Origin of the sequence: Pseudomonas sp. R4-35-07 (assembly GCF_003852235.1) — a bacterium.
In the GTDB taxonomy this organism is placed as follows: domain Bacteria; phylum Pseudomonadota; class Gammaproteobacteria; order Pseudomonadales; family Pseudomonadaceae; genus Aquipseudomonas.
Genome location: NZ_CP027732.1, coordinates 4,827,481 through 4,848,238, shown reverse-complemented (window position 1 = coordinate 4,848,238; position 20,758 = coordinate 4,827,481). Strand labels below are relative to the sequence as shown.

20 protein-coding genes and 2 pseudogenes are annotated in these 20,758 nt (G+C 61.3%); 14 read left to right on the top strand and 8 right to left on the bottom strand.

Annotation, left to right across the window (positions count from 1 at the left end):
• Positions 1-49 precede the first annotated feature (49 nt).
• Positions 50-523, bottom strand: a complete 474-nt coding sequence (locus tag C4J89_RS22180; protein WP_124364384.1) for an Lrp/AsnC family transcriptional regulator — start codon at positions 521-523, stop codon at positions 50-52.
• Between the two features lie 143 nt (positions 524-666).
• On the opposite strand from C4J89_RS22180, the gene kynU reads away from it, so the two are divergent.
• Both kynU and C4J89_RS22170 read left to right on the top strand, forming a co-directional pair.
• Positions 667-1,917, top strand: coding sequence for a kynureninase (kynU, locus tag C4J89_RS22175; protein WP_124415588.1), 1,251 nt, complete (start codon positions 667-669; stop codon positions 1,915-1,917).
• A gap of 155 nt (positions 1,918-2,072) precedes the next feature.
• A complete protein-coding gene (locus C4J89_RS22170) occupies positions 2,073-3,482 on the top strand; it encodes an amino acid permease (RefSeq protein ID WP_124415587.1) in 1,410 nt (469 codons plus the stop codon).
• Here C4J89_RS22170 and C4J89_RS22165 read toward each other — a convergent pair.
• Positions 3,428-4,324, bottom strand: coding sequence for a LysR family transcriptional regulator (locus C4J89_RS22165; protein ID WP_124415586.1), 897 nt, complete (start codon positions 4,322-4,324; stop codon positions 3,428-3,430). The genes C4J89_RS22170 and C4J89_RS22165 overlap by 55 nt on opposite strands.
• A gap of 93 nt (positions 4,325-4,417) precedes the next feature.
• Here C4J89_RS22165 and C4J89_RS22160 point away from each other — a divergent pair, with 93 nt between their 5' ends.
• The 4 genes from C4J89_RS22160 to C4J89_RS22145 all read left to right on the top strand — a co-directional run bounded on the left by C4J89_RS22160 (position 4,418) and on the right by C4J89_RS22145 (position 8,750).
• Positions 4,418-5,185, top strand: a complete 768-nt coding sequence (locus C4J89_RS22160; protein WP_124415585.1) for a sulfite exporter TauE/SafE family protein — start codon at positions 4,418-4,420, stop codon at positions 5,183-5,185.
• Between the two features lie 29 nt (positions 5,186-5,214).
• Positions 5,215-6,111: a LysR family transcriptional regulator gene (locus tag C4J89_RS22155; RefSeq protein WP_124364379.1), complete on the top strand. Its 897-nt coding sequence runs from the start codon at positions 5,215-5,217 to the stop codon at positions 6,109-6,111.
• Between the two features lie 103 nt (positions 6,112-6,214).
• Positions 6,215-7,108 (top strand): NAD-dependent epimerase/dehydratase family protein, encoded by an 894-nt coding sequence (locus C4J89_RS22150; protein ID WP_124415584.1) that lies wholly within the window; start codon positions 6,215-6,217, stop codon positions 7,106-7,108.
• 196 nt (positions 7,109-7,304) lie between these two features.
• The gene (locus C4J89_RS22145) at positions 7,305-8,750 is read left to right on the top strand and encodes a SulP family inorganic anion transporter (protein WP_124364377.1); all 1,446 of its coding nucleotides are present in this window, start codon (positions 7,305-7,307) and stop codon (positions 8,748-8,750) included.
• Between the two features lie 2 nt (positions 8,751-8,752).
• On the opposite strand, the gene C4J89_RS22140 is transcribed toward C4J89_RS22145, so the two are convergent.
• On the bottom strand, positions 8,753-9,127 hold the full coding sequence (locus C4J89_RS22140; RefSeq protein WP_124364376.1) for a lysozyme inhibitor LprI family protein: 375 nt from the start codon (positions 9,125-9,127) through the stop codon (positions 8,753-8,755).
• Between the two features lie 245 nt (positions 9,128-9,372).
• Between C4J89_RS22140 and C4J89_RS22135 the strand changes: the two genes are divergently transcribed.
• Genes C4J89_RS22135 through C4J89_RS22120 form a run of 4 tightly spaced genes read left to right on the top strand, consistent with a single transcriptional unit; the run spans position 9,373 to position 13,471 of the window.
• Positions 9,373-10,722 (top strand): gluconate:H+ symporter, encoded by a 1,350-nt coding sequence (locus tag C4J89_RS22135; protein WP_256658886.1) that lies wholly within the window; start codon positions 9,373-9,375, stop codon positions 10,720-10,722.
• 25 nt (positions 10,723-10,747) lie between these two features.
• Complete coding sequence (locus C4J89_RS22130; RefSeq protein ID WP_124415582.1) at positions 10,748-11,608, top strand: MurR/RpiR family transcriptional regulator; 861 nt, start codon at positions 10,748-10,750, stop codon at positions 11,606-11,608.
• A 1-nt stretch (position 11,609) separates the two neighbouring features.
• On the top strand, positions 11,610-13,073 hold the full coding sequence (locus C4J89_RS22125) for an amidohydrolase family protein (RefSeq protein ID WP_124415581.1): 1,464 nt from the start codon (positions 11,610-11,612) through the stop codon (positions 13,071-13,073).
• Between the two features lie 29 nt (positions 13,074-13,102).
• A complete protein-coding gene (locus tag C4J89_RS22120) occupies positions 13,103-13,471 on the top strand; it encodes a glyoxalase superfamily protein (protein WP_124415580.1) in 369 nt (122 codons plus the stop codon).
• A 46-nt stretch (positions 13,472-13,517) separates the two neighbouring features.
• Here C4J89_RS22120 and C4J89_RS27545 read toward each other — a convergent pair.
• Together C4J89_RS27545 and C4J89_RS27540 are read right to left on the bottom strand one after the other, a co-directional pair.
• Positions 13,518-14,111: pseudogene (locus C4J89_RS27545) on the bottom strand (methyl-accepting chemotaxis protein); the annotation flags it as partial.
• Between the two features lie 309 nt (positions 14,112-14,420).
• Positions 14,421-15,437: pseudogene (locus tag C4J89_RS27540) on the bottom strand (methyl-accepting chemotaxis protein); the annotation flags it as partial.
• Between the two features lie 300 nt (positions 15,438-15,737).
• Between C4J89_RS27540 and C4J89_RS22110 the strand changes: the two are divergent.
• The gene (locus C4J89_RS22110) at positions 15,738-16,355 is read left to right on the top strand and encodes an FKBP-type peptidyl-prolyl cis-trans isomerase (protein WP_124364370.1); all 618 of its coding nucleotides are present in this window, start codon (positions 15,738-15,740) and stop codon (positions 16,353-16,355) included.
• A gap of 135 nt (positions 16,356-16,490) precedes the next feature.
• Here the strand turns inward: C4J89_RS22110 and C4J89_RS22105 are convergent, their stop codons facing one another.
• The 3 genes from C4J89_RS22105 to C4J89_RS22095 all read right to left on the bottom strand — a co-directional run bounded on the left by C4J89_RS22105 (position 16,491) and on the right by C4J89_RS22095 (position 18,413).
• Positions 16,491-16,748, bottom strand: a complete 258-nt coding sequence (locus C4J89_RS22105; RefSeq protein WP_003194088.1) for a hypothetical protein — start codon at positions 16,746-16,748, stop codon at positions 16,491-16,493.
• Positions 16,749-16,907: 159 nt separating this feature from the next.
• Positions 16,908-17,249 carry a zinc ribbon domain-containing protein YjdM gene (locus C4J89_RS22100; protein WP_017254008.1) on the bottom strand — a complete coding sequence of 114 codons (342 nt, stop codon included), beginning with the start codon at positions 17,247-17,249 and terminating at the stop codon, positions 16,908-16,910.
• Positions 17,250-17,444: 195 nt separating this feature from the next.
• Entirely contained in the window at positions 17,445-18,413 is a 969-nt protein-coding gene (locus C4J89_RS22095; protein WP_124364369.1) for a polyprenyl synthetase family protein, read from the bottom strand.
• Positions 18,414-18,652: 239 nt separating this feature from the next.
• Here C4J89_RS22095 and rplU point away from each other — a divergent pair, with 239 nt between their 5' ends.
• From rplU to cgtA, 3 genes are all read left to right on the top strand, one after another.
• Positions 18,653-18,967, top strand: a complete 315-nt coding sequence (gene rplU, locus C4J89_RS22090; RefSeq protein WP_003176051.1) for a 50S ribosomal protein L21 — start codon at positions 18,653-18,655, stop codon at positions 18,965-18,967.
• A gap of 34 nt (positions 18,968-19,001) precedes the next feature.
• Entirely contained in the window at positions 19,002-19,259 is a 258-nt protein-coding gene (gene rpmA / locus C4J89_RS22085) for a 50S ribosomal protein L27 (protein ID WP_003176049.1), read from the top strand.
• Between the two features lie 193 nt (positions 19,260-19,452).
• The gene (cgtA, locus tag C4J89_RS22080; RefSeq protein ID WP_124364368.1) at positions 19,453-20,676 is read left to right on the top strand and encodes an Obg family GTPase CgtA; all 1,224 of its coding nucleotides are present in this window, start codon (positions 19,453-19,455) and stop codon (positions 20,674-20,676) included.
• Positions 20,677-20,758 lie beyond the last annotated feature (82 nt).

Here is a 20,758-nt window from a genome sequence, read left to right as displayed (position 1 = left end):
ATATGGGAGGGGGCTTGCTCCCTCCCACATTTGAACTTTGTTGCAGGTGCTATTTGCGAATAACCAGATCCAGCACCTCATCCCGATCCTTGATCTTCTGCAACACAATCTCCGAACGGATATCCATCACCCCCGCCGTGCGGTTCAGGTGGTTCACGATAAAGTCCGAAAAATGCTTGAGGTTGCGCGCCTGTACCCGCAGCACATAGTTGCTGGCGCCAGTGATCACATAGGCACTGGCCACCTCCGGCCAGCCCTGCACTTTCTGGATGAACGTCTCATGCCAGTCTTCCACATCCTGGCGCAACGACAGGTGCACGATGGCCTCAAGCTCAATGCCCAACTGCTCGGCATTGAGTACCGCGCGGTAGCCGCTGATCACGCCTTCGCTCTCCAGCAGGCGCAAACGGCGCAGGCAGGCGGAGGGCGACAGTGCGACTTTTTCCGCCAGTTCCTGGTTGCTGATACGGCCATCCTGTTGCAGGAAATGCAGGAGGCGCAGGTCGGTGGCGTCAAGAATCATGGTTGGCATAAATCCGCGTGTTTGCAGGTTAAATTCGAATTTCCTACAGCTTAAATAGCCCTTCGCCCACCACTTTGCACGAAAATTCTCTAAAAGTTCGTTCATTATTTGCTGCATATTCCCGATAAAAACCAGGACCACCCATGAACACCCGAAGCCATTGCCAAGCCCTCGATGCCCAGGACGTGCTGGCGCCATTGCGCCGCGAGTTTGCCTTGCCCGAGGGCGTGATCTACCTCGACGGCAACTCCCTGGGCGCGCGCCCGGTGGCGGCGTTGGCGCGGGCGCAACAGGTGATCGCGCAGGAGTGGGGCGATGGCTTGATTCGCAGCTGGAACAGCGCGGGCTGGGCGGACTTGTCCCAGCGCCTGGGCAATCGCTTGGCGCCGCTGATCGGTGCGCGAGAGGGCGAAGTGGTGATCACCGATACCACCTCCATCAACCTGTTCAAAGTCCTCAGCGCCGCGCTGACCGTGCAGCGCCAGCGCCAGCCGGCGCGCAAGGTGATCGTCAGCGAAGCGAGCAACTTTCCCACCGACCTGTACATCGCCGAGGGTCTCGCCGAGTTGCTGCAGCAGGGTTACTCGTTGCGCCTGGTCAACAGCCCTGACGAACTGCCCCAGGCCATCGATGAGGACGTGGCGGTGGTGATGCTTACCCACGTCAACTACAAGACCGGTTACATGTACGACATGCGTGCGCTCACTGCCTTGAGCCATGAATGCGGCGCGCTGAGCATCTGGGACCTGGCCCATTCGGCGGGCGCGGTGCCCATCGACCTGCACGCGGCCGGCGCCGATTATGCGATTGGCTGCACCTACAAATACCTCAATGGTGGCCCCGGCTCCCAGGCGTTCGTGTGGGTCAACCCGGCGTTGGTGGACCTGGTGCGCCAGCCGCTGTCGGGCTGGTTCGGGCATACCCGCCAGTTCGCGATGGAATCCAACTATGCGCCGAGCGCCGGCATCGCCCGCTACCTGTGCGGTACCCAGCCGATTACCTCGCTGGCCATGGTCGAGTGCGGCCTGGAGATTTTCGAGCGCACCGATATGAGCAGCCTGCGCAGCAAATCCCTGGCCCTGACCGACCTGTTTATTGCCCTGGTCGAAACCCGCTGTGCGGCCCATCGCCTGGTGCTGATCACACCCCGTGAACATGCCCGGCGCGGCAGCCATGTCAGCTTCGAACACCCGCAAGGCTATGCCGTGATCCAGGCCCTGATCGCCCGTGGCGTGATCGGCGACTACCGCGAGCCGCGCATCATGCGCTTCGGTTTTACCCCGCTGTACACACGCTTTACCGACGTGTGGGACGCCGTGGAAATCCTCGCTGACATTCTCGACAACACCACCTGGGACCAGCCGCAATTCAAGGTGCGTAACAGCGTTACTTAAGAGCACCACAAAACCAATGTGGGAGGGGGCTTGCTCCCGATAGCAGTGTGTCAGTAGGCATATCAGTGACTGACACACCGCTATCGGGAGCAAGCCCCCTCCCACAGGGGATCTGTGGCAACAGCAGCAATCACAATAATAAAGGGGCACGCCACGTGACCAGGCCAGAAAGCAACGGCTTTGCAGACATTACCCACCGCGAACTGGGCCTGAGGCGCCAGCTCACTTCCGGCCAGATGAGCATGATCGCCATCGGCGGCGCTATCGGGACCGGGCTGTTCATGGGCAGCGCCTACGCCATCGGCTATGCCGGGCCCAGCGTGTTGTTGAGTTACGCCATTGGGGCGTTGATTACCTTGATCTTGATGGGGTGCCTGGCGGAGATGACGGTGGCCCATTCCACCTCCGGCTCCTTTGGCGCCTACGCCGAGTTCTACATCAGCCCCCTGGCCGGGTTCCTGGTGCGGTATGCCTACTGGGCGGCAATTGTGTTGGCGGTGGGGGCCGAGGTCACGGCGGTGGCGATGTACATGAAGTACTGGTTCGCCAACGTGCCGGAGTGGGTGTGGATCGTGTCGTTTTCCAGCGTGCTGATCCTGCTCAATGCGATCAGCGTGAAGACGTTCGGCACCTTCGAATACTGGTTCTCCACCATCAAGATCAGCGCCATTGTCGGCTTCATCATCCTGGCCCTGTACGTGGTGTTCGGCTCCGGCAATCCGGATTACGGCGTGCAGAACTACACGGCCCATGACGGGTTTTTCCCCCATGGGGTGAGCGGCATGTGGGTGGCGGTCATCGTGTCGATCTTCAGCTACTTGAGCGTGGAGATGATCGCGGTGGCGGCCGGCGAAGCGGCCGACCCGGAGCGGGCGGTGAAGAAAGCCTTTCGCGCGACCATCGTGCGCCTGGTGGTGTTCTACCTGCTGACCCTGGCGCTGATGCTCGCCATCGTGCCGTGGAACCAGGCCGGCCAAGCCCAGAGCCCGTTCGTCACGGTGATGCAGACCATCGGCATTCCCGGTGCCACCGGGGTGATGAATTTCGTGATCCTGATCGCGGCGTTGTCGGCGATGAACAGCCAGCTCTACATCACCACGCGCATGATGTTCAGCCTGTCCCGCGCAGGCTTTGCGCCCAAGTCCATGGGCGCGTTGAGCAAGAGCGGCATCCCGCTCAATGCCTTGCTGCTGTCCAGCTCCGGTATCGCGCTGGCGACCTTGCTCAACCTGGTGTACCCGGAAAGCTCGTTCACGCTGATGATGGCGATCTCGATGTTCGGCGCGATCTTCACCTGGTTCATGATCTTCCTCACGCACCTGTTTTTCCGCCGCTACCGCAAACGCCACGGTGGGGCGAAATTGTCTTTCGAGCTGCGCCTGTTTCCCTACAGCACACTGTTGGGCCTGGTGCTGATGGGCGCGGTGATGATCACCACGTATTTTACCGAGGCATTCAAGATGACCCTGGTGTTTGGCGTGCCGTTCCTGCTGATCCTGAGCGCGGTGTACTACGGGTTGTTCCGCAAGGGCAGGGCCAAGGCATCGAACAAGGCCCTGGCATAACCCGGCAGGTGGTCGAACGAGCGTGCGCAGAGCAGCAAGTGGCGACAGGCCCAGTCCTCCTTGAGCGGCTGGGCCTTGATGCGAACGTCCGCCGGCCAGCGGTCCAGGGCGGCCTTGGGCACGATGCCCAGGCCCGCGCCCCGGGCGACCATGCGAATCACCCCATCGAAACCCTCGGCGCGGATCCGCGTTTGCAGGCGAAACCCCGCATGCAGCGCCTGTTCCTCCAGATACACCGCCAACGCACTGCTGGCGGCGAGGCCGACGTAGTCGTGTTGCAGGCTGTCGATGAAACTCACCGTGTCGGCTGCCAGCGAATGCTCCACGGGCATGATCAGCACCAGCGGATCGTCGTGAAAGGGCAGGGTCTGCAGCCCGGAGCTGTCCACCGCATCGGAGATGATCCCCAGGTCGGCCGTGCCTTGGCGCAGGGCTTGGGTGATCCGCAGGCTGGGCAGCTCCTGCAGGTCGATATCGAGGTTGGGGTGCTCGCACAGAAAGTCCGCCAATCGCTCCGGCAGGTATTCGCTCAGGGCCGTGGTATTGCACAGCAGGCGCACCTGGCCTTTGACGCCGTTGGCGTATTCAGCCAGGTCTTGTTGCAGATGCTCGGCCTGTTGCAGCAGCAGGCGGGCGTGGCGGCCCAGGGCTTTGCCGGCGGGTGTCGGGGTGACGCCACGGCGGCCGCGCTCCAGGCATTCGACGCCCAGTGAAGCCTCCATCGCCCGAATGCGCGCGCTGGCGGCGGCCAGGGATAAATGGCTGCGGGCGGCGCCGGCGGTGATGTTGCCGGCGTCCAGTATGTGCAGGTAGAGGCGCAGGTCGATCAGGTCAAAGTGCATGGCTCAAGATTTCCTCTGCCTCACACAAAACAAGAGGCTGCCTCAGTATATGGCGAATTTCCAACGGTTCATCAAAACCGCACAATTCTGCTTATGACGACTTTACTGGCTTTCTACCAAACCCTCGGCCCGGCACTGTCCATGCTGGTGATCGGCACTTTCCTGCTGGCCGGCACGGTGAAGGGCGTGATCGGCCTGGGCCTGCCCACCGTGGCCATGGGCATGCTCGGCCTGGCTATGTTGCCGGCACAGGCTGCGGCGTTACTGATCATTCCCTCGACGGTCACCAACCTCTGGCAACTGGCGCTGGGCGGTCACTTGGGCACTTTGCTCAAGCGCCTGTGGCCGATGCTGTCGCTGATTTTTTTCGGTGCCGGCCTGGGCACGCTGTGGCTGGGCATGGACGCCGGGCCGTGGGTGGTGCGCGCATTGGGCGGGGCGTTGTTGCTGTATGCGGTGAGTGGATTATGCCTGCCCACTTTCCAGGTCGGGCCGCGAACCGAGCGCTGGCTGGGCCCGCTGTGTGGGGTAATCACGGGCCTCATCACCTCGGTCACCGGTGTGTTCGTGATTCCCGCAGTGCCTTATCTGCAAGCTCTAGGCTTGAGCCGTGATCAGTTGGTGCAGGCGCTGGGGCTGTCGTTCAGCGTGTCGACCCTGGCGTTGGCCGCCGGGCTGGCCTGGCGCGGTGCACTCGGCGGCGGCGAAGTCGGTGCATCGTTGTTGGCGCTGGTGCCGGCATTGCTGGGAATGTGGCTGGGCCAGGCGTTGCGCCAGCGCATCAGTGCGCTGTGGTTCAAGCGGGTTTTTTTCACCGGCATGGCGCTGTTGGGAGGCCATTTGTTGCTGAGTGGTCAATAATGAGCCCGAGCCGATAACCAGGACCGCCCGTGAAAGCCCGATCAGATGAACTGCAGATATTTGTCAGCGTGATTGAATGCGGCTCGATTTCCGCCGCCGCCGAGCAGGTCGGGCAGACGCCGTCGGCGGTCAGCCGCACCTTGTCGCGCCTGGAAGCCAAGCTCGACACCACCCTGATCAACCGCACCACGCGGCGCATGGACCTGACCGAGGAGGGCCGGTATTTCTTCGAGCAGGCCAAGGTGATCCTGGCGCAGATGCAGGCGCTGGAAGAACGCCTGTCGTCACGCCAGAAAAAACCGGCCGGGCGGCTGCGCATCAATGCGGCGGTGCCGTTCATGCTGCACGGGATCCTGCCGTACGTCGGCGAGTTTCGTGACCTGTACCCAGACATCCAGTTGGAGCTCAACAGCGACGACGTGATCATCGACCTGCTGGAGCAAAGCACCGACATCGCCATTCGTATCGGCGCCCTGGCCGACTCGACCCTGCATGCCCGCGCGCTGGGCAGCACGCCGCTGCACATCCTGGCCAGCGCCGACTATCTCAAGCAACATGGCACACCGAGCACCGTCGCCGACTTGGCCGAGCATACCTTGCTGGGCTTCACCCAGACCGACACTCTCAACCATTGGCCGCTGCGCCATGGCGAGGGCGATAGCTGGCTGATCCAGCCGGGCATTGCCGCGTCCAGCGGTGAAACCGTGCGCCATCTGGCTTTGCAGGGGCAGGGCATTTGTTGCCTGTCCAACTTCATGACCCACGAAGACATCGAGGCCGGGCGCCTGGTACCGCTGCTGGAAGCATTCAACAGCGGCTATCGCCAGCCGATCCATGCGGTGTATTACCGCAATTCGCAACTGGCGTTGCGTATCCAGTGTTTCCTGGATTTTATCCAGGCCAAGCTGGCACGTTATGCGGTGTGATTCGTGACTGGCGCGCAAGAGTGAATTGGCCTGTACGGGGTTATTCGACGCCAGGGCGTGCTTGATACTTGGGTCATCACTTACCCAGTCAGGAGCACTCTCCATGAATGTATTCGTTACCGGCGCAGCCGGTTTTATCGGCGGCTCCATCGCCACCGGCCTGGTCAAGGCCGGCCACGCCGTCACCGGCCTGGTGCGCAGCGCCGAGCAAGCCGCGCAAATGACGGCACTGGGCATCACTCCAGTGATCGGCACCCTGGATGACGCCGCTGTATTGACCGAGCAGGCGCAGCACGCCGATGCGGTGATCAATGCCGCCAGCAGCGACCACCATGCGGCCGTCGAAACCCTGCTGGCTGCCTTGAAAGGTTCCAACAAGGTATTCCTGCACACCAGCGGTTCGAGCATCGTTGGCGATGCGTCGGGCGGCAAGGCCAGTGAGGTCATTTACGTTGAGGGCAACCTGCCGGAGCCGACCGTCGACAAGGCCGCTCGCGTGGCGATCGATAACCTGATCCTGGCCGCTGCCCAGGAAGGTGTGAATTCGGCGGTGATCTGTAACACCCTGATCTATGGTCACAGCCTGGGCGTGAAGCGTGACAGCGTGCAATTGCCACGCTTGCTCAAGCAGGCCCGCAAGAGTGGAGTCGTGCGCCACGTGGGACCAGGGCAGAACATCTGGTCCAACGTGCATATCGAAGACGTGGTTGCGCTGTACCTGCTGGCATTGACGAAGAATGTGCCGGGCACTTTCTACTTCGTCGAAAGCGGCGAAGCCTCGTTTATCGACATGACCACGGCCATCGCGCAAGCGCTTGAACTGGGCGAACCGCAGGATTGGCCGCTGGCCGAGGCTGAGGCCGAGTGGGGTTATGAAATGGCCAACTACGGCCTGGGCTCCAACAGCCGGGTGCGCGGCAAGCATGCCCGTGAGCTGCTGGGCTGGGCGCCGAAGCGTACGTCGGTGGTGGAGTGGATTCGCCACGAGATGGTGTGATCTTCGCTTGATATCGAGGTGAGGCTATCGGGGGCAAGCCCCCTCCCACACTAGACCGCGTCGCACCGGCTGTACTCGGTCAAATGTGGGAGGGGGCTTGCCCCCGATTGGCCGCGCCTCGGTCCCGAAGGCTAGCTCCGCGCCGCTCAATTCCGTACCATTCCTCGCCTTATCCCCCGCAACTCCCTGGTATTCCATGAAGCTCACCCGTCTGCGAGCCGATGCCCTGGCCGGCCTCACCACGTCATTTGCCTTGCTGCCCGAATGCATCGCCTTTGCCTTGGTGGCCCATCTCAATCCGTTGATGGGGCTTTACGGCGCTTTCATCATTTGCACCCTCACCGCATTGTTCGGTGGTCGCCCCGGTATGGTGTCGGGGGCAGCCGGTTCGATGGCGGTGGTGATCGTGGCGCTGGTGGTGCAACACGGCGTGGAATATTTGCTGGCGACGGTGCTGCTGGGCGGGCTGATCATGGTCGCTTTCGGCCTGTTGCGCCTGGGCAAATTGGTGCGCATGGTGCCGCACCCGGTGATGCTGGGGTTCGTCAACGGCCTGGCGATTATCATTGCGCTGGCGCAGTTGGAGCACTTCAAGAACGGTGAAACCTGGCTCAGCGGTACGCCGTTGTACGTGATGGCCGGGCTGGTCGTGGTGACCATGGCCATCGTCTACCTGCTGCCACGCCTGACCCGCGCCGTGCCACCGGCCCTGGTGGCGATCCTCGGCGTGGGCCTGGCGGTGTACCTGCTAGGCCTGCCCACCCGCACCCTGGGCGATATGGCGCACATCGCGGGCGGCCTGCCGACCTTCGCCCTACCGCAGATTCCCTTGACCTTCGAAACCCTCGGCATCATCGCGCCGTATGCGTTCCTGATGGCCATGGTCGGTCTGCTGGAAACCCTGCTGACCCTCAACCTCACCGACGAGATCACCGAAACCCGTGGCTACCCCGACCGCGAAAGCGTGGCCCTGGGCGCGGCGAATATGGTCTCGGGCCTGTTCGGCGGCATGGGCGGTTGCGCGATGATCGGGCAAACCGTGATCAACCTCAGTTCCGGCGGGCGTGGACGTTTCTCCGGGGTGTTTGCCGGGGTGATGATCCTGCTGTTCATTCTGTTTCTGTCGCCGCTGATCGAGCGGATTCCGCTGGCGGCGCTGGTGGGGGTGATGTTCGTGGTGTCACAGCAGACCTTTGCCTGGGCGTCGTTGCGGGTGATCAACAAGGTGCCGCTCAATGACGTGCTGGTGATCATGGCGGTGACGGTCATCACCGTGTTCACTGACCTGGCGACCGCAGTGCTGTGCGGCATCGTGATCGCGGCGCTGAACTTCGCCTGGCAACAGGCCCGCGAGCTGTATGCCGATGAACACCTGGAAGCCGACGGCAGCAAACTTTACCGTCTGCACGGCACGTTGTTCTTTGCCTCGACCACGCCGTTCCTGAACCAATTCGACCCGGCCAACGACCCGGCCCAGGTGACGCTCGATTGCCGGCACCTGAGCTTCGTCGATTATTCAGCGATTGCCGCGCTGATGACCTTGCGCGAGCGCTACCGCAAGGCGGGCAAGCAGGTGCGCGTGCTGCATTTGTCGGAGCGCTGCAAGAAGCTGCTCAAGCGGGCGAAGGTTCATCACGACTAGGGTTACGGCCCGACCAGGTCTTCCAGTTCCTGGGCGCGGGTCTGGGTCATGTCCAGTACGCAGCCGGAGCCGTTGACCTGGTCGATGGTGCCGCCGGTGGCACTGCCGGCGAAGGCGCAATTGGCGTCACGGTATTTGATCCACAGGCGCTGCAGGTCCTGCAACTGGTCCTTGCGGTTGCCTTCCTGAGCGGCCAGCGCGGTCTTGTAAGCCTTGTTCAGCCGGGCATCCTGCACCTTGGCTTCCTTGACGTTGCAGCCGACCATCTCGGCGGTGGTGTTGGCGCCGTCCATGCATTTTTTCAGCGCCGGGTTATCAGCGGCGGCGGCGCTGCCGCACAGGGTAATCAGCAGGGCGGCAAGTGTGAAACGCATCATGTTCGGTTCCTGGCAGCAGTGGATGTGCATTCTATGACTCAACCGCGTGGGTTGAGTTTCCAGCCTTTTCTGATCCTCATGTAAGAACACTCCTCGAATTTTCATACGACAGTGTCGGGCATATCCCACCGCGACAGCGCTTATCCCTGGGCGAAAATTACTTTCATATAATTTGAAAATCCTCCTCGGTAATGATTTATGAGTTTCACAACCTATTCGACGTGACCCTTTCCGAGGAGTACCGCATGGCCGCATCACCGGGCTTCGGGCTATTGGCATACGCTGCCATCGCCATCATTGCTTTGATCGTGCTGATTGCACGTTACCGACTCAACCCGTTTATCGTTATCACGCTGGTGTCCATTGGCCTGGCGCTGATGGCCGGGATGCCGGCGGACACCATCATGGGCTCGTACGAAGCGGGGGTCGGCAAGACCCTGGGGCATATCGCTTTGGTGGTGGCACTGGGCACCATGCTCGGCAAGATGATGGCCGAGTCCGGTGGCGCCGAGCAGGTGGCGCGCACGTTGATCAACCGTTTCGGCGAACGCAATGCCCACTGGGCCATGGTCTGCATCGCGTTTCTGGTGGGTCTGCCGCTGTTTTTCGAGGTGGGCTTTGTGTTGCTGGTGCCGATCGCCTTTACCGTGGCGCGGCGCGTGGGCGTGTCGATCCTGATGGTCGGCCTGCCGATGGTCGCCGGCCTGTCGGTGGTGCATGCGCTGGTGCCGCCGCACCCGGCGGCGATGATGGCGGTGCTGGCGTATAACGCCTCGGTTGGGCAGACCGTGCTGTATGCGATCCTGGTCGGTGTTCCTACGGCGATCATCGCCGGCCCGGTGTATGCCAAGTTCATCGTGCCGCACATTCACCTGCCGGCGGAAAACCCGCTGGAACGCCAGTTCATCGAGCGCGAACCGCGTACCCGTCTGCCGAGCTTCGCGCTGACCATGGGCACCATCCTGTTGCCGGTGGTGCTGATGATGATTGGCGGCTGGGCCAATGTGATTTCCACGCCGGGCACCGGCTTCAACCAGTTCCTTTTATTCATCGGCAACTCGGTGATCGCGCTGCTCGTGGCGACCCTGGTGAGTTTCTGGACCCTGGGGCTGGCCCAGGGCTTCAACCGTGAGTCGATCCTCAAATTCACCAATGAATGCCTGGCGCCGACGGCGAGCATCACCCTGCTGGTGGGCGCGGGCGGTGGCTTGAATCGCATCCTGGTGGACGCCGGTGTCACCCACGAAATCCTTGGCCTGGCCAATGCGTTCCAGCTCTCGCCGCTGGTGATGGGCTGGTTGTTCGCCGCGCTGATGCGGATCGCCACGGGCTCGGCCACGGTGGCGATGACCACGGCCTCCGGCGTGGTCGCGCCGGTCGCCCTGGGCCTGGGTTATCCACACCCGGAATTGCTGGTACTGGCGACCGGTGCGGGTTCGGTGATCTTTTCCCACGTCAACGACGGCGGCTTCTGGCTGATCAAGGAATACTTCAATATGACGGTGATCCAGACCTTCAAGACCTGGACCGTGCTGGAGACGTTGATTTCGGTGGTTGCCTTCGCTCTCACCTACGGCCTGTCTCTGGTTTTATAAGCCGCATCCTGTCACTCGGAGCCCCATGGACATCCTCTACCAGATCCGCGCCCGCCAGGCGTCCTTCAGCGCCGGCGAAGGGCGTATCGCCAAGCTGCTGCTCGATGACGTGGGCTTTGCCGCGTCGGCCAGCCTGGAAGCGTTGTCGCAACGGGCCGAGGTCAGTACGGCGACCCTGTCGCGCTTTGCCCGCAGTGTCGGTTGCCGCGACTTGCGTGACCTGCGCCTGCAACTGGCCCAGGCCAGCGGCGTGGGCAGCCGCTTTCTCGACCCGGCGGGGTTGCCGGAACAGTCGGCGTTTCATCGGCAGATTCTCGGGGATATCGAAGCCACGCTACGCCAGCACCTGTCGGGGTTCAATCAAGACAGCTTTGTCGATGCGGTGAGCCTGTTGGGCAAGGCGCGGATGATCCACGCGTTCGGCATGGGCGGCCCATCGAGCCTGTGCAGCGATGAGTTACAGGTGCGCCTGGTACGCCTGGGCTATCCGATTGCAGCCTGCCATGACCCGGTGATGATGCGCGTGACCGCCGCGACCCTGGGGCCGGAACACGCGCTGATTGTGTGCTCGCTGACCGGCCTTACGCCTGAGCTGTTGGATGTGGTGACGCTGGCGCGCAACTACGACGCACGCGTTGTCGCCCTCACCCTGGCCGATTCCCCACTGGCCGAATTGGCGGATGTGCTGTTGCCGCTGCAACCGGCTGAAACCAGTTTTATCTACAAGCCCACCGCCGCACGCTATGGAATGCTGCTGGCTATCGACCTGCTTGCCACCGAGCTGGCGCTGGCCATGCCTGACGCCAACCAGGAGCGCCTGCGCCGGATCAAGCTGGCCCTGGATGACTATCGCGGCGGCCCCGACAGCCTGCCGCTCGGAGACTGATATGAAGTACGACACGCTGATTCGCCAGGCGCAGATCATTGATGGCAGCAACAGTGCAGGTTATGTCGCTGACGTGGGCGTACGTGATGGGCGCATCGAGGCGATCGGCGACTTGTCCACAGCGATGGCCGAGTATGAAATCGACGCGACAGGCCGCGTATTGGCGCCGGGGTTTATCGACGTGCACACCCACGATGACACGGTGGTTATCCGCCATCCGCAGATGCTGCCCAAACTCAGCCAGGGCGTGACCACGGTGATTGTCGGTAACTGCGGCATCAGCGCCTCACCGGTCAGCCTGCGCGGCAATCCGCCCGACCCGATGAACCTGCTGGGCAATGCCGAGGCTTTTGCCTACCCGCGCTTTGTCGATTATCGCGCGGCGGTGGAACTAGCCCACCCAGCGGTCAACGTCGCCGCCCTGATCGGCCACACGGCATTGCGCAGCAATCATATGGACGACCTGCACCGCACGGCCACGGCCCCTGAAATCACAGGCATGCGCATGCAGTTGCAGGCGAGTCTGGAGGCCGGAGCCCTGGGTTTATCCACTGGCCTTGCCTACGCCAGCGCCTTCAATGCAGACACCGACGAGGTGCTGCAACTGAGCGAAGAACTGACGGCTTATGGCGCGGTGTACACCACTCACTTGCGCAGTGAATTCGAGCCGGTACTGGAGGCAATGGACGAAGCGTTCCTGATCGGCCGGCACGCCAGGGCCCCGGTGATTATTTCCCACCTCAAGTGTGCTGGTGCGGGAAACTGGGGACGTAGCCCGCAACTGCTGGCGGCACTTGAAGCGGCGGCGAAAACCCATCCGGTAGGGTGTGATTGTTATCCCTATGCGGCCAGCTCTTCGACTCTGGACCTCAAGCAAGTCACCGATGCGTTCCGTATCACCATCACCTGGTCTACACCGCATCCTGAAATGGGCGGGCGTGACCTGCAGGACATTGCCGCCGAGTGGGATGTTCCTTTAATGGACGCAGCCCGCCGCCTGCAACCGGCGGGGGCGGTGTACTACGGGATGGATGAGGCGGATGTGCGGCGCATTTTGGCGCACCCCTTGTCGATGGTCGGCTCGGATGGGTTGCCTGAAGACCCGTTTCCCCATCCGCGTTTGTGGGGTGCGTTTCCACGGGTGCTGGGGCATTTCAGCCGGGATGTCGGGTTGTTCCCGTTGCACACAGCGGTGCATAAGATGACCGGGCTGTCGGCGGCGCGTTTTGGCCTGGCCGAGCGAGGCGAAATTCGTGAAGGGCACTGGGCTGACCTGGTGTTGTTCGACCCGTTACGCGTGCGGGATGTAGCGGACTTCAAAGAACCACAGCGGGCAGCCGAGGGCATTGATGGCGTGTGGGTCAACGGTGTGTTGAGCTACAGCGAAGGGCAGGCGACGGGGCAGCGCTCGGGTCGATTCCTGGCGCGCAACGGGGATTTGCGCCGGGGTTTTTCGCCTCTATAGTGGGTGCTTTCAAACAGGGAGCCATCGCGATGCACTTAGGAAAAGTCACCCCCATCCTGCGGATTTTCGACGAGGCCAAGGCGCTGGAATTCTATGTCGACTTCCTCGGGTTCAAGGTCGATTGGCAGCATCGTTTCGAGGCAGATTTTCCGTTGTACCTGCAGGTGTCGCTGGCCGAGTGCGTGCTGCATTTGTCCGAGCATCATGGCGATGCGTCGCCGGGCGCAGCGGTGCGGATCCAGGCGCAGGGGATAGACGCGTACCAGCAGCAATTGCAGGCCAAGGGCTACCGTTATGCCAAGCCTGGCGTGGAGGAAACACCTTGGGGCTCGCGGGAGATGAGTATCAAGGACCCGTTTGGGAATCGGCTGGTATTTGTCGAGGAGGGTGGAGAGTAATTACAACCCCGGTCAATGACCGGGGCTGCATCTGTGATGAGCTTCCTTACACCCGGAAATGACTGACCATCTGCTGCAACTGGCTGCCCAAACGCGCCAATTCCACGCTCGACTTGGCCGTCTCGTCGCTCGCCGTAGCGGTCTGCTCCGACACATCGCGTACGTTCACAATGCTGCGGCTGATCTCTTCGGCCACGGCGCTCTGCTCTTCGGCGGCGGCGGCGATCTGCTGGTTCATCGACTGGATATTCGACACGGTACGGGTGATGTTTTCCAGCGACACGCCAGCCTTGCGCGTCAGCTCGACGCTGCTGTCGGTGAGGCTGCGGCTGTTGTTCATCACGTTGGCCACTTGTTGGGTGCCGTTCTGCAAGCCGGCCACCAGGCCTTCGATTTCCTCGGTGGATTTTTGCGTGCGCTGGGCCAGGCCACGTACTTCGTCGGCGACCACGGCGAACCCACGACCGGCTTCACCGGCGCGCGCTGCTTCAATCGCTGCGTTGAGGGCCAGCAGGTTGGTCTGTTCGGCCACGGCCTTGATCACATCCATCACGCTGCCGATCTTGTTGCTCTCTTGTTGCAGATGGGCCATGGCGTCGGTGGAGCGCGCCACTTCAGCCGCCAGGCGTTCGATCTGGGCGATCGCCTCGGCCACTACTTTGTCGCCCGCGCGCGCTTGACCGTCGGCATCGGCGGCGGCCAGGGAGGCCTGTTCGGCGTTGCGTGCCACTTCCTGCACGGTGGCGGTCATTTCATGCATCGCCGTGGCGACCTGGTCGGTCTCGATCTTCTGGCTGTTGACGCCAGCGCTGGTCTGCTCGGTCACGGCCGACAACTCTTCGGCGGCGCTGGCGATCTGGGTCACGCCATCACGAATCCCGCTGATGAGTTCACGCAAGGTGGTGCCCATGCGCTGGATGCCTTGTTGCAGCACGCCCAGTTCGTCACGACGAGTCACCTGGATGTTGTGGCTCAGGTCGCCGGAAGCGATGCGTTCGACCACCGCCAGGGTGTCTTGCAGCGGACGGGTGATCTGGCGAGTGATCACCAGCGCCGCGATGATGCCCACCAGCAGGGCCAGCAAGGTGCTGATCAATTGCAGGCTACGGGCCTGGGCGCTTTCGGCGTCACGACGTTCCAGCTGGATGTCGTACAGCTTGTCGCTGATCGTGACGATATCGGTGCCTTGGGTGGTCATCTCGGCACGGGCGGTGACGATGTTGGTGTTGGCGGCCTTGTAGCTCTGCACGGCGCTGCGATAGGCACCGAGTGCGGTGTCCAGCGAAGCCAGCGCGGTTTGCTGGCTGGTGCCGAAGACGGCGTTGAGGCTTTTCAAACTCGCGATGGCTTTGTCGATTTGTGCAGCGGCGCGGGCTTCGTTTTCTGCGTTGACGTTGTTGGTGTAGCCACGCACTTCGTAGCGCGCCAGCAGGAACTCTTCCTTGGCATTGGTCACGGCCTGGAACTGTGCGAAACGCTCCGGACTGTCGGGCATCTGCTGCACGCTGGTGTCCAGGGCGTTGATTTGTGCGTTGGCGATGTCGGCTTTGTCGCCCATGACCTGGCGCGCAGCGTTGCCGTTGCGGTAGGCCTCGCGCATTTTGTTCAAGGACTGCTGATAAGCCGTGATGACGGCTTTCTGTTCATTGAGCAGCTTGAGGTTTTCCGGGCTCTTGAAGCTGTCCAGCAGTTTTTGTTGCTGGGCGGCGAAGGCGTCGAGGCTGGTCTGTACGTTCTGCGCCACGGCTTCGTCACCGTTGGCCAGCATGTATTGCAGGCGCACGATGCGCAGCTTGGTTAGCGAGGCATTGAGCTGGGTGATGTCGCTCATCCAGTTGCTGCGGTCGATCAAGCCGCCCAGGCTGGTCCAGCCGGTGAGTGCCAGGATCGAGGTGAGGACCAGTACCAGGCCAAAGCCCAGGCCGAGTTTGAGGTTGACGCTGATGTTACCGAACCAGCTGTTCATCGAAAGCTCCTTGAGAGTGATGTCTGTCTGCTGGACGGGGTGTTGTTGTTTGAGCCAGCCAAGATGTGTAGGGCTGTATCGGCGGCAAAGGGCAATTCTGAAATACTTTTCTCGCTGGCCGTCGAAAGGGCGCTCGATCCATGCCAGGACGGGGACAATGATCGGATGCCAGAGCTACGCCCCGGCGCTCTGGGAGCCGGAGAGGGGGCTGATCATGGGCCGGTCTTGTGTGCTAGTCTGCGGGCCCTTTTAGTTTTGGATGGCACGGGAAACCGTGTTGTCCTACAGCGGAGCCTCTTCATGTCCGAAGTTAATCTGTCCACCGACGAAACCCGCGTCAGCTACGGTATCGGCCGTCAGTTGGGTGACCAACTGCGCGACAACCCGCCACCAGGCGTCAACCTCGATGCAATCCTGGCCGGCCTGACCGACGCGTTCGGCGGCAAGCCAAGCCGTGTTGACCAAGAGCAAATGGCGGCCAGCTTCAAGGTGATCCGCGAAATCATGCAAGCTGAAGCCGCGGCCAAAGCTGAAGCCGCTGCAGGCGCCGGCCTGGCATTCCTGGCTGAAAACGCCAAGCGTGACGGCATTACCACCCTGGCTTCGGGCCTGCAATTTGAAGTGCTGACTGCCGGTGATGGCGCTAAGCCGACCCGTGAAGACCAGGTGCGCACTCACTACCACGGCACCCTGATCGACGGCACTGTATTCGACAGCTCCTACGAGCGTGGCCAGCCGGCAGAATTCCCGGTAGGCGGCGTGATTGCCGGCTGGACCGAAGCCCTGCAGTTGATGAATGCCGGCAGCAAATGGCGCCTGTACGTGCCGAGCGAATTGGCTTACGGCGCTCAAGGCGTTGGCAGCATCCCGCCGCACAGCGTTCTGGTGTTCGACGTCGAGCTGCTCGACGTTCTGTAAGACCTGCTGTTGATCACCTGTAGGAGCGAGCTTGCTCGCGAAAAACGTCAACGATGACGCGGGCATTCTGGATGAGCGCGTTGTTTATGCGGTCTTCGCGAGCAAGCTCGCTCCTACAGCGTTTTGCAGGGTGGTTCATGGGTGGAACTTGCCATTGAGCTCCGTCGCCGGGCGCAACGCTCGGGCATAGCAGAACAAAAACAGATTCCTCACCACTTCCTTCAGCACCCCAGGCTCACTGGAGCTCAGGCCATTCACGTCCAGGTCGCCCTGGTCCTGCAGCTCATTCAGCGCTTCTTCTTCCAGCACAGCACAGACTTCGCCGGTTTCCCGATGCAGGATCCGCAGGTAGGGGTGTGGGCGGTCCAGCCAGGCGTCTATCAAATAAGTCATGGTCGTTCTCCTTGATGGGTTTCAATGAGAATAATTCTTATTCGTAGAATAGCAAGTGCCTATTGGCGGTTTGCGCTTTTTTCTGTGTGGAGATTGAGGCGGGTCAAGCAAGAGGGCGAAACGCCATCCCACGGCGGGCGTGGGATGGTTGCAGCAAGATCAGACTTTACGCACGAACTCGGACTTGAGTTTCATCGGGCCGATGCCGTCAATCTTGCAATCGATATCGTGGTCGCCGTCGCACAGGCGGATGTTCTTGACCTTGGTGCCGACTTTCACCACCAGAGAAGTACCCTTGACCTTGAGGTCCTTGATCACGGTGATGGTGTCGCCGTCCTGCAGGACATTGCCCACAGAGTCCTTCTTGACGGTTTCATCGCCGGCTGCTTCGGCCTCGCCATTGGCGGACCACTCATGGGCGCATTCCGGGCAGATCAGCTGGGCGCCGTCTTCGTAGGTGTATTCGGAATTGCATTTCGGGCAGGGTGGCAACGTGCTCACTAAAGCTCCTTGAGAGTCAGGATGGCTAAAAGTCGCACATTATATAGGGGATTGTGGTCTCGCAGGTTGTATGAAATCCAAATGTGGGAGGGGGCTTGCTCCCGATGGCGGTGCAACAGCCAACTTATCCATTGGCTGACACTCCGCTATCGGGGGCAAGCCCCCTCCCACATTGTCTGCGTTTGCAGGTATGACTTAGTGCGTACGCGCGACCGCAAATTCGCTCAGCTCAACCAATGCATCCCGGTATTCGCTGGCGGGCAGGGCTTGCAGGCACTGGATCGCACGGGCTACGTAGTCACGCGCCAGTTGCGCGGTGTACTCCAGCGAGCCGGACGCTTCGACGGCGGCACGGATGGCTTCCAGGTCTTCGATCCCGCCTTTCTGGATCGCCTTGCGCACCAGGGCGGCCTGTTCCGGCGTGCCTTCGCGCATGGTGTAGATCAGCGGCAGGGTCGGTTTGCCTTCGGCCAGGTCGTCACCGACGTTCTTGCCCAGGGTCTCGGCGTCGCCACGGTAGTCGAGCAGGTCGTCCACCAGTTGGAACGCTACGCCCAGGTGATCGCCAAAGGTACGCAACGCTTCGGCCTGTTCGGCGGTCGCGCCACACAGCGCGGCGGCGCTGTGGGTGGAGGCTTCGAAGAGCATCGCGGTCTTGCCGCGAATCACTTCCATGTAGGTTTCTTCGGTGGTGCTGGCGTCGCGTACCTTCGACAGTTGCAACACTTCGCCTTCGGCGATGATGCGCGTGGCCTGTGAAAGAATTTTCATCACTGGCATCGAGCCCAGTTCGACCATCATTTCGAACGAGCGCGAGTACAGGAAGTCGCCCACCAGCACGCTCGGGGCGTTGCCCCACATGGCGTTGGCGGTCTCGCGACCACGGCGCATACCGGACATGTCGACCACGTCGTCGTGCAGCAGGGTGGCGGTGTGCAGGAATTCGATGGTGGCCGCCAGCAGGCGCAGGTCATCGCCTTCGCGGCCCAGGGCCTTGCCGCACAGCAACACTAATAAAGGACGCAGGCGCTTACCGCCCGCCGACGTAATGTAGTCGCCAATTTTGGCGACCAGCGGCACTTTAGACGTCAGCTGCTGCTTGATGATGCCGTCGACGGCGCTAAAATCGTCCGCGACCGCGCGGTAGAAAGCTTGGGGTTGCATCAGCGACAGTCGCTCCAGAAGGGTTGCGCGGCATGCTAGGACCCATGCCCCTGGGTGTCAAGGCGCGATGGACGGCCTCTTGCAACGCGTCTATTGCTTGCGTACAATCGCGCACCCTGAACTTCCTGGGCAGCACCTGCCTTACGCAATTGCATTCGGGACGTCCATCCCATGCAGCCATGCCAGCCAATACCTCTTCTTATAAAGCGCTGGGTGAGCAGGATTATCGGAGAAATACCATGTCGTACGCAGTAATTGTTACTGGTGGCAAGCAATACAAGGTCGCCCCAGGTGAATACCTGAAGATCGAAAAACTGGAAATCGCTACTGGCGAATCCGTGACTTTTGATCGCGTTCTGTTGGTCGCCAATGGCGATGACGTGAACATCGGCGCTCCAGTTGTTGCTGGCGCTACCGTTGTGGCTGAAGTGATCTCCCAAGGTCGTCATGATAAAGTCCGCATCATCAAGTTCCGTCGTCGTAAGCACCACATGAAGCGTATGGGCCACCGCCAGTGGTACACCGAGATCAAAATCACCGGTATTCAGGCTTAATTTCAGCCTAATTCCTCACTAGGAGAATTGACTCATGGCACACAAAAAAGCTGGTGGTAGTACCCGTAACGGTCGCGACTCAGAAGCCAAACGCCTTGGCGTGAAGATGTATGGCGGCCAGAAAATCATTCCGGGCAACATCATCGTGCGTCAGCGCGGCACCCAATTCCACGCCGGTTACGGTGTTGGCATGGGTAAAGATCACACCCTCTTCGCTAAAATCGAAGGCGTGATCAAGTTCGAAGTAAAGGGCGCGTTCAACCGCCGTTACGTGAGCGTTGTCGCAGCTTAATTGCGAGATCGCTGGAAAAGCCCTGTCTTGCGACGGGGCTTTTTCGTTTGTGGAGTGAGTCTCTTGCAAAGCTGTTTGTAATGGCGAGGGCAGCAGGTTTTGCAGTCGTTGCTTGAGGTCGCTGCGCTCATTTTTGCAAGAGTCTTATGTCTTGGTTTCTTAAGCTCGTCCGTGCGGCGAGAGGCGTTTTGTTATGAAGTTCGTTGATGAAGTTTCCATCCGAGTAAAAGCAGGCGACGGCGGTAACGGTTGCATGAGTTTCCGTCGCGAAAAGTTCATTGAAAACGGTGGCCCAAACGGCGGTGACGGCGGCGACGGCGGTTCCATCTACATGATGGCCGACGAAAACCTCAACACCCTGGTCGACTACCGTTACACCCGGCACTTCGATGCCGAGCGTGGCTCCAACGGCGGCAGCACCGACTGCACCGGCAAAAAAGGTGAAGACCTGGTACTGCGTGTACCGGTCGGCACCACGATCATCGACTCGGCCACCCAGGAAGTGATCGGCGACCTGACCAAGGCCGGCCAGAAGTTGATGGTTGTGCAGGGCGGCTGGCACGGGCTGGGTAACACCCGGTTCAAGTCCAGTACCAACCGTGCACCGCGCCAGACCACGCCGGGCAAACCGGGCGAGCAGCGCGACCTCAAGCTGGAAATGAAAGTACTCGCCGACGTAGGCCTGCTGGGCCTGCCGAACGCCGGCAAAAGTACCTTCATCCGCTCGGTGTCGGCCGCCAAGCCGAAAGTCGCCGATTACCCGTTCACCACCCTGGTGCCAAACCTGGGGGTGGTCAGCGTCGACCGTTGGAAAAGCTTCGTGGTCGCCGACATTCCTGGCCTGATCGAAGGCGCTTCCGATGGTGCAGGCCTGGGGATTCGCTTCCTCAAGCACTTGTCGCGCACCCGTTTGCTGCTGCACCTCGTCGACATGGCGCCGCTGGACGAAACCAATGCTGCCGATGCCGCCGAAGTGATCGTCAGCGAACTGACCAAGTTCAGCCCGGCCCTGGCCGAGCGTGATCGTTGGCTGGTGCTGAACAAGTGCGACCAGATCCTTGAAGAAGAGCACGAAGAGCGCGTCAAGGAAATCGTCGACCGCCTGGAGTGGGAAGGTCCGGTCTACGTGATCTCGGCCATCGCCAAAGAAGGCACCGAGCGCCTTTGCCGCGACATCATGCGTTATCTGGAAGACCGCGCCGACCGCCTGGCGGCCGACCCGGTATTCAAGGCAGAACTGGCCGAGCTCGACCAGCAGATCGAAGACGAAGCCCGTGCCCAGTTGCAAGCGCTGGACGACCAGCGTGCCCTGCGCCGCAGCGGCGTGAAGTCGGTGCATGACATCGGCGACGATGATTGGGACGAGGAAGACGTGGATGATGAAGACGGTCCGGAAATCATTTACGTGCGCGACTGATTCGTTGCGATAAACTTGAACGCCGCTCCTTTGGAGCGGCGTTTTGGTATCCGGGTATAACGTTATGGGCGGCGCTGGGTCG

What these genes read in the sequence shown, in the direction of transcription:
- C4J89_RS22180 (WP_124364384.1), bottom strand. Translation starts at nt 523, where the DNA reads ATGATTCTTGACGCCACCGACCTGCGCCTCCTGCATTTCCTGCAACAG.
- kynU (WP_124415588.1), top strand. Translation starts at nt 667, where the DNA reads ATGAACACCCGAAGCCATTGCCAAGCCCTCGATGCCCAGGACGTGCTG.
- C4J89_RS22165 (WP_124415586.1), bottom strand. Translation starts at nt 4,324, where the DNA reads ATGCACTTTGACCTGATCGACCTGCGCCTCTACCTGCACATACTGGAC.
- C4J89_RS22160 (WP_124415585.1), top strand. Translation starts at nt 4,418, where the DNA reads ATGACGACTTTACTGGCTTTCTACCAAACCCTCGGCCCGGCACTGTCC.
- C4J89_RS22150 (WP_124415584.1), top strand. Translation starts at nt 6,215, where the DNA reads ATGAATGTATTCGTTACCGGCGCAGCCGGTTTTATCGGCGGCTCCATC.
- C4J89_RS22145 (WP_124364377.1), top strand. Translation starts at nt 7,305, where the DNA reads ATGAAGCTCACCCGTCTGCGAGCCGATGCCCTGGCCGGCCTCACCACG.
- C4J89_RS22140 (WP_124364376.1), bottom strand. Translation starts at nt 9,127, where the DNA reads ATGATGCGTTTCACACTTGCCGCCCTGCTGATTACCCTGTGCGGCAGC.
- C4J89_RS22135 (WP_256658886.1), top strand. Translation starts at nt 9,373, where the DNA reads ATGGCCGCATCACCGGGCTTCGGGCTATTGGCATACGCTGCCATCGCC.
- C4J89_RS22130 (WP_124415582.1), top strand. Translation starts at nt 10,748, where the DNA reads ATGGACATCCTCTACCAGATCCGCGCCCGCCAGGCGTCCTTCAGCGCC.
- C4J89_RS22125 (WP_124415581.1), top strand. Translation starts at nt 11,610, where the DNA reads ATGAAGTACGACACGCTGATTCGCCAGGCGCAGATCATTGATGGCAGC.
- C4J89_RS22120 (WP_124415580.1), top strand. Translation starts at nt 13,103, where the DNA reads ATGCACTTAGGAAAAGTCACCCCCATCCTGCGGATTTTCGACGAGGCC.
- C4J89_RS22110 (WP_124364370.1), top strand. Translation starts at nt 15,738, where the DNA reads ATGTCCGAAGTTAATCTGTCCACCGACGAAACCCGCGTCAGCTACGGT.
- C4J89_RS22105 (WP_003194088.1), bottom strand. Translation starts at nt 16,748, where the DNA reads ATGACTTATTTGATAGACGCCTGGCTGGACCGCCCACACCCCTACCTG.
- C4J89_RS22095 (WP_124364369.1), bottom strand. Translation starts at nt 18,413, where the DNA reads ATGCAACCCCAAGCTTTCTACCGCGCGGTCGCGGACGATTTTAGCGCC.
- rplU (WP_003176051.1), top strand. Translation starts at nt 18,653, where the DNA reads ATGTCGTACGCAGTAATTGTTACTGGTGGCAAGCAATACAAGGTCGCC.
- rpmA (WP_003176049.1), top strand. Translation starts at nt 19,002, where the DNA reads ATGGCACACAAAAAAGCTGGTGGTAGTACCCGTAACGGTCGCGACTCA.
- cgtA (WP_124364368.1), top strand. Translation starts at nt 19,453, where the DNA reads ATGAAGTTCGTTGATGAAGTTTCCATCCGAGTAAAAGCAGGCGACGGC.